This window comes from Patescibacteria group bacterium (assembly GCA_028711655.1).
Taxonomy (GTDB): domain Bacteria; phylum Patescibacteriota; class Patescibacteriia; order Patescibacteriales; family JAQTRU01; genus JAQTRU01.
This window is the reverse complement of the sequence record JAQTRU010000050.1, coordinates 1-6195: the sequence shown is the minus strand read 5'-3', so window position 1 is coordinate 6195 and position 6195 is coordinate 1. Positions and strand designations below refer to the sequence as shown.

Annotated in this window: 5 protein-coding genes; 1 reads left to right on the top strand and 4 read right to left on the bottom strand. The window is 39.9% G+C overall.

Going from position 1 to position 6195, the window contains the following annotated elements; all coding sequences use genetic code 11:
• Positions 1-60: 60 nt before the first annotated feature.
• The gene (locus PHQ42_04980) at positions 61-345 is read right to left on the bottom strand and encodes a hypothetical protein (GenBank protein ID MDD5072055.1); all 285 of its coding nucleotides are present in this window, start codon (positions 343-345) and stop codon (positions 61-63) included.
• Between the two features lie 220 nt (positions 346-565).
• Between PHQ42_04980 and PHQ42_04975 the strand changes: the two genes are divergently transcribed.
• On the top strand, positions 566-1534 hold the full coding sequence (locus tag PHQ42_04975; GenBank protein MDD5072054.1) for a magnesium transporter CorA family protein: 969 nt from the start codon (positions 566-568) through the stop codon (positions 1532-1534).
• A gap of 471 nt (positions 1535-2005) precedes the next feature.
• Here PHQ42_04975 and PHQ42_04970 read toward each other — a convergent pair whose 3' ends face one another.
• From PHQ42_04970 to PHQ42_04960, 3 genes are all read right to left on the bottom strand, one after another.
• Complete coding sequence (locus PHQ42_04970) at positions 2006-2968, bottom strand: tRNA-dihydrouridine synthase (GenBank protein MDD5072053.1); 963 nt, start codon at positions 2966-2968, stop codon at positions 2006-2008.
• Between the two features lie 394 nt (positions 2969-3362).
• On the bottom strand, positions 3363-4757 hold the full coding sequence (gene cysS / locus PHQ42_04965) for a cysteine--tRNA ligase (protein ID MDD5072052.1): 1395 nt from the start codon (positions 4755-4757) through the stop codon (positions 3363-3365).
• Positions 4758-4856: 99 nt separating this feature from the next.
• Positions 4857-6195: hypothetical protein (locus PHQ42_04960; GenBank protein ID MDD5072051.1), on the bottom strand; the 1339-nt coding region annotated here is incomplete at its 5' end.

Here is a 6195-nt window from a genome sequence, read left to right as displayed (position 1 = left end):
AATGGCGTTGGATGCTTGCGTTTGATATTACCCATAGATTTAGACTAATTATGCCAATATCTATATCTTAGCATACTGTCTAAATTTTGGGGTTAGGCTTAAAGTGATATAATACATTTCCTCATCCTCCTCTATCTTTTCAATCTTGTAATCCATATCAAAGCTTTCCAAATCCGCCGCCAGCAACAAAGTATTGTCCGTTCCCTCTATGGTGGTTTGTTTTTGGCCAAGAGCCGCCTGCCCGGCCTCTGAAGCCAAGGCGCTGGCGCCGAAAACAAGAGCCAGGCCGATAATCAAGATTGTGGCATTATTGTATTTAATAAAATTAAGGATTTTTTCAAACATATATTTGTTTTTTTATTGTAAGATATTTATTAAAGATTTTTCTTGGAATAATTTTATTATAACATAAAGTTTTAAATCCTCAAAGCATTCGATCCCGCCAGGCCCACCCGGAAATTTATTCTTGGGGGGAAGGCAAAGTTTGAGCAAAGCTTTGTTTCTAACAAGATAAATTTGTGCTATAATAAAGTTAATAATTATTTTATCCACAACCTAACTATTTATGCCTGGTTATAAAAAAATTTCAAAAAACATTGAGGAAATAACTATTGATAATCCGAAGACGCTTAAAGAAAAATTAATTTGGCTGAACATTGGCAACGCCGGCAAAAAGGAATCGGAATTTTTGCGGAAAAAATATAATTTTGATTCAAAACATCTGCGGGCCTCCCTGGCGGGTTCAACCGCCCAAAGGCCGATGGCCGAACTGGGAAAAAATTATTTGTTTTTAATCCTCCATTTTCCGGTTTTGGTTGACGGCAATATTTGCTCCGGAGAGATCGATTTTTTTATCGGCCATGGCTATCTGGTCACTTTGCATGATAATAATTTGGGGGCCCTGGATGACTTTTTTGATTTTTGCCAGAAGAAAGAGAGTTCTCTTTTGGCTTATAAATTTGAATCATCAGCCATTCTTCTCTATGAACTGCTGGAAAAGCTAATGCTTTCTTGTTATGGCCTTCTTGACCAAACCAGTCTGGCCATTGCCGAGGCGGAAAAAACAATCTTCGCCCAAAAACAGAAAGAGGCGGTTTCACGCATTCTTTACTTGAAACGCAATATAATCAACCTTCGGAAAATACTGCAAAACCACAAAAATATTTTAAAAGGCTTAACCGAGATGAAGAGCAGCTTGGTGCCGGAGCAGGAAATAAAAAAACATTATTACCGCTTGGTTGAAAACTCAAAAAGAATCTGGGAATTTCTGGAAAGCCAAAAAGAAATGATTGAGGCCCTGCACGACACCAATGAGTCTTTGCTTAATTACCGCATCAGCGACATCATGAAAACTCTTACTATTTTTTCCGTCATTGTCTTTCCCCTTACTCTGCTAGCCGCTATTTTTGGCATGAACACGATGAATGGCATGCCCTTTGTGGAGACAAGCAACGGTTTTTGGGTTGTCATCGCCATTATGCTGGTTGGTTGCCTAGGCATGTTGGCATTTTTTGAAAAGAAAAGATGGCTCTAATTTTAAAAATAAAATAATACCTGCCTGCCGGCAGGCAGGAAATAATATAAAAATAAAATAATATAAAAACTACTTAAAATTATTGCTCTTTATAGATAGCTAAGTGCATATCGCAAATAAATAAGGAAGAAGGCCATGATTGATTACATTAAGGATTTAATCGCGAATTTTTTTGGGAAAGGAAAAACTACAGTTCCTAGCAACCTTTCCCCAAAAGACCTTAAGGCTTTCAAAAAAAATAGCGCTTGCGCCGCTAAAGAAGCTAGAAAGGGATTTCAACCTGACCAGTGGGGGATGTAGTCGTTTTTAGCATCGGCGTTAATGGACCGTGTAATTAAATTCACGGTCTTTTCTATATTCTTAAATCCTAAATTTCTAAGAATATCAAATATCAAAAATAAAAGACCAAAAACAAAAATTTTAAATCTTAAAAATTTTTTATTTTTACATATTTTTTTTAATATTTAATATTTAATTTTTGGTTTTGGAAATTAAAATTCTCTTTATATCATCTAGGCTCTCTACTTTTACCAACTTTTCTCTTAATTTCCTTGCTCCAGATAATCCCTGAACATACCAGCATAAATGTTTCCGCATCTCCACTATCCCCTGCCTGCCTTTTAATTTATAAGCTAATTTGGCCTGTTTCAAAATAATCTCAAATATTTCCCCTTTAGTTTTTACTTTTTCGCTTTTAGCTTTTAGTTCGCAGAATATCCACGGCCTTCCCAGCGCCCCCTGCCCTATTCCCACTCCATCTGCTCCCGACTTCTCCAGCAAATCCTGGGCCGTCTGCCTGTCCACTACTCCGCCATTGGCTAAAATTACTCCAGAAAAATATTTTCTGGCTTTTTTTATAATTTTAAAATCTACTGGTCCGGAGAATCCTTGTGAAAAAGTCCGGCCATGAACCATAATCGCTTTTATATCCAAACCCCTGACATATTCTAAAAATTGTAAAATATCAACTGATCCGACTTTAGTTCTGGTTTTAATGGAAACCGGCAAAGTGGTATTAGCAATAACAACTTTTAAAATCTCGCGGGACAACTTTAAATCTTTAAATAATTCCGCTCCGGCCTTTTGTTTAGCTATCTTGGGCACGGGACAGCCGAAATTTATATCAATTCCGTCCGGTTTAATTTTTTCTTCAATTAATTTTACCGCTTTGGCAAAATGCTCCGGGTTAGAGCCGAATAGCTGAACCGCATAAGGGCGCTCCTTAGGGCTAAATTTGAGCATTTCCAGGGTTTTTCCCGAATTATAGGCCAAAGCCGTGGCCGAAGCCATTTCCGAATAAACTACATCTGCTCCGAATTCTTTGCAGATTTGCCGCCAAGCCGAATCCGTAATCCCGGCCATGGGCGCCAAAGCGTAAATCGCCTGTCCCGCTTTCTGGCGGGAATTTTTTAGTTTTAACCAAAAATTATCCATAAAACAAGTAAATCATATCTTACCCTTTTTGTCATCCTCGGCGCTGGCCGCCTGTTTCCGCGCTGGCGGCCACCCTTTGGCAGTTTTCAATAGGGAGAATAAATACAGTGAAATGTTATTTTAAAAAAAGCCGGACAAATAAAAAGTCCGGCTTGAAGATCTATATTGCCCTCCTTGTCAAATCTGGCTAGATTTGGTTGGCAGCCGGGGCTGACAGGGGGCAATATTAGGATCACCTCCCTCCCCTGCCCCCGGCTTTGACAGTGAAAATTATTCGGCAAACAACGAAATTAAAAAGAGTTCTCGTTTTCATCATTCTAGCCCTCCATAAAAGGTGAGACGGACGGACACCGATAAATCTAGCCAAGGTTCCTCCTTTTTTAAAGGGTGCGAACTATTTCTTGAAGACTCTTGATCCCTCTTTAGTGTCTTCGACTATATAGCCTAATTTTTCTATTTTTTCTCGCAGTTTATCCGATTCTGCCCAATTTTTTTCCGCTCTGGCAGTTTCTCTTTTTTTTCTCAACTCTTCAATTTCTATTGGTATTTTTTTCTCCTTCTTACCCAAATTTAAACCAAATATTCTATCAAAATTTAAAATTGTTGATAATTTTTCTCCGGCAGACAAATTTGACTTTAACAACTCTTGAACTACGGCCAAAGCTTTCGGCATATTTAAATCATCATTTATAGCCGTTAAGAATTTATCTCTAAATTTTTCATCTACTCTCTTAATTCCTAATTCCTTATTCTTAATTCCTAATTCCCTAATTTGATTATATAGATGCTCCAAACCATTTTTGGCATTTATTGTTATTTTTTCACTGTATTCCATCGGCTTTCTATAATGGGTCTGCAAAACCGCGAACCGATAAACCGGGGGGTCAATCCCTTTTTTAATCAAGGCGTTTTCCAGAGTTAAAAAGTTTTCCTCGCTTTTGGCCATTTTTTTCCCGCCGGAAATATTTAAAAACTCGCCGTGCAGCCAATAATTAAAAAACTTCTTGCCGGTGGCGGCCTCGGACTGGGCGATTTCATTCGTATGATGGATGTTAACATGGTCTATTCCGCCGCAATGTATATCTAATTGGTCGCCCAGCCCCATCATACTCATAACCGAACATTCAACATGCCAACCGGGAAAACCAATACCCCAGGGAGATTCCCATTCCATCTGCCGTTTTACATTTTTGGGGCTAAATTTCCATAAAGCAAAATCAGTAGCATTCTTTTTTTCATCGTTTTTTTCTACTCGCGCCCCTTCTTGCAAAGATTTTAGGGGTTGATGGGAAAGTTTTGTATAATCCTTAAATTTTGAAGTGTCAAAATATATACCATCGCTGATTTTGTAGGTATAACCCTTCTTTTCCAGTTTTTTTATTAACTCAATTTGTTCTTTTATGGTTTCGGTGGCTTTAAGCCATTTTATATCATCCTGAATAATATTTAATTTGGTTAGATCTTCTTTAAAAGCCTTAGTATAAAATTCAGCAATTTCCCAGGCGTTTTTGCCTTCTTTGGCTGCGCTTTTTTCCAGCTTGTCCTCGCCCATATCGCGGTCCCCTGTCAAATGCCCAACATCAGTAATATTCATTATATGTTTAACCTTATAGCCATTGTAAAGCAGGACCCGCTTCAGAATATCTTCAAACAAATAGGTCCGCAAATTGCCGATATGGGCAAAATTATAAACCGTCGGCCCGCAAGTATACAGCCCAACTTCACCTTGCCTAATCGGCTTGAATTCTTCCTTTTTTCGGGAAAGCGTATTGTATAAAAATAATTCCATATTTATCCACTTTTATTTTAGCTGGATTTTTGATTTTGGGCAAGAAAAAACGCGAAGAATTTTCCCTCCGCGTCTTTCCAATATTCTAGAGATTAAATTCTAATCTGTCTCCGCCGCTACCGTTACAGTTAATTCCGAGGTGGGCAGACCGCTTATGTTTGCCCCTACTTTTGAATTTTTCCCCGAAGCCTCCAGATTGCTTAAATAAACCCCGAAACTGCCGGCAGAAACGGAAGCGCCGGCATCAACATAAACATTTATAGCCAGCTCTTGGCCAGCCTCCAAAACGTAGGAATTAAGCCTAATCCGATTGCTGCCCGATACCGGCTTGGAAATCTTACTGCTGATGCTTTTGTTGTCAGAGGCTTTTCCGACCCATAGGTCGCTATAACCGGCGCTGTTGGAAAAACCGTTGCCGGTAGCATTGATTGTCAGATAATTCAATTTTATGGCCTCTCCGCCGGTATTGGTTATTTTGAAGCCGGCGGCAAGATTGTTTTTCCCGCCTATAATTATTTTGCCGGCGGTTGCGGGTTCGACCCGGGCCTTGGCCGCGACAAAAGAAACATCTTGGCTTACCGCGTTCAAACCGGCGATTTCGGTTTCCAGGCCCGAACCATATCCCTTGGCCGCTAAGCCGGTAATTTTCAGGCTGGACTTGTCTATTTTTAAGTCTTTGATTGTGTCAACATAAACTTTTACTTCAATTCTTTTCCCGGCCGGCAATTTGTAGGAAAAGCCGTCAAACCTATGAGCGCTCTTATCCGGCTGGGAAATAACGGCAATGCTTTTGCTCCCGATATAAACTTTCAAATTGGAAAAACCATTGGCATAAGTCAGGCCGCTATCAGAGCTGCCCCTGTCAATGGAAAGGCTGGTTATAGCGATGTCGTCTCCAGCCGAAGATTCCAGGTAAAAACTGGCCGCTTTAACCTTGCTTTGCCCCTTGGTGTAAACTTCGCCGGAAAAATCATTATTGGGATAAATTGAAATTTTAGACAGAACAACCTTAAACGCCTCCCCCTTAATGTCAATGGCGTTCGTTAAAAAGATGCTGTCTGCGGTCCGGTAATTTACTTTGTTTAAAATTAGCTGGTAGGTATGGCCGTCCTGCAATCTGGCCGGCAGGGTGGTTATAAAAGCCAAAGTAATATTCTTTTTAGGACCTAAAGTCTTATCGGCGATATTAAAATTAATCTGTCCGGCGCTTAAAGCCTGACCGCCGGTCTGGCCCAAGGTTTCGCCGGTGTCATAATTTACCATATAAACTTCTTTATCAAGGTTTGCCGCGCCGGAGCTTTTTTCCAAGCTTAAATCAAAACTGTCCAAAGAAACTTCCTGGTTGCCGTTCCTGATTTCAAAAACGCCGATAAGCGTGCCGGTTTTCTCCGCAAAAACTTTTTTATTGGCTTCCAGTTTTTTGGCCGCCACTCCAAGA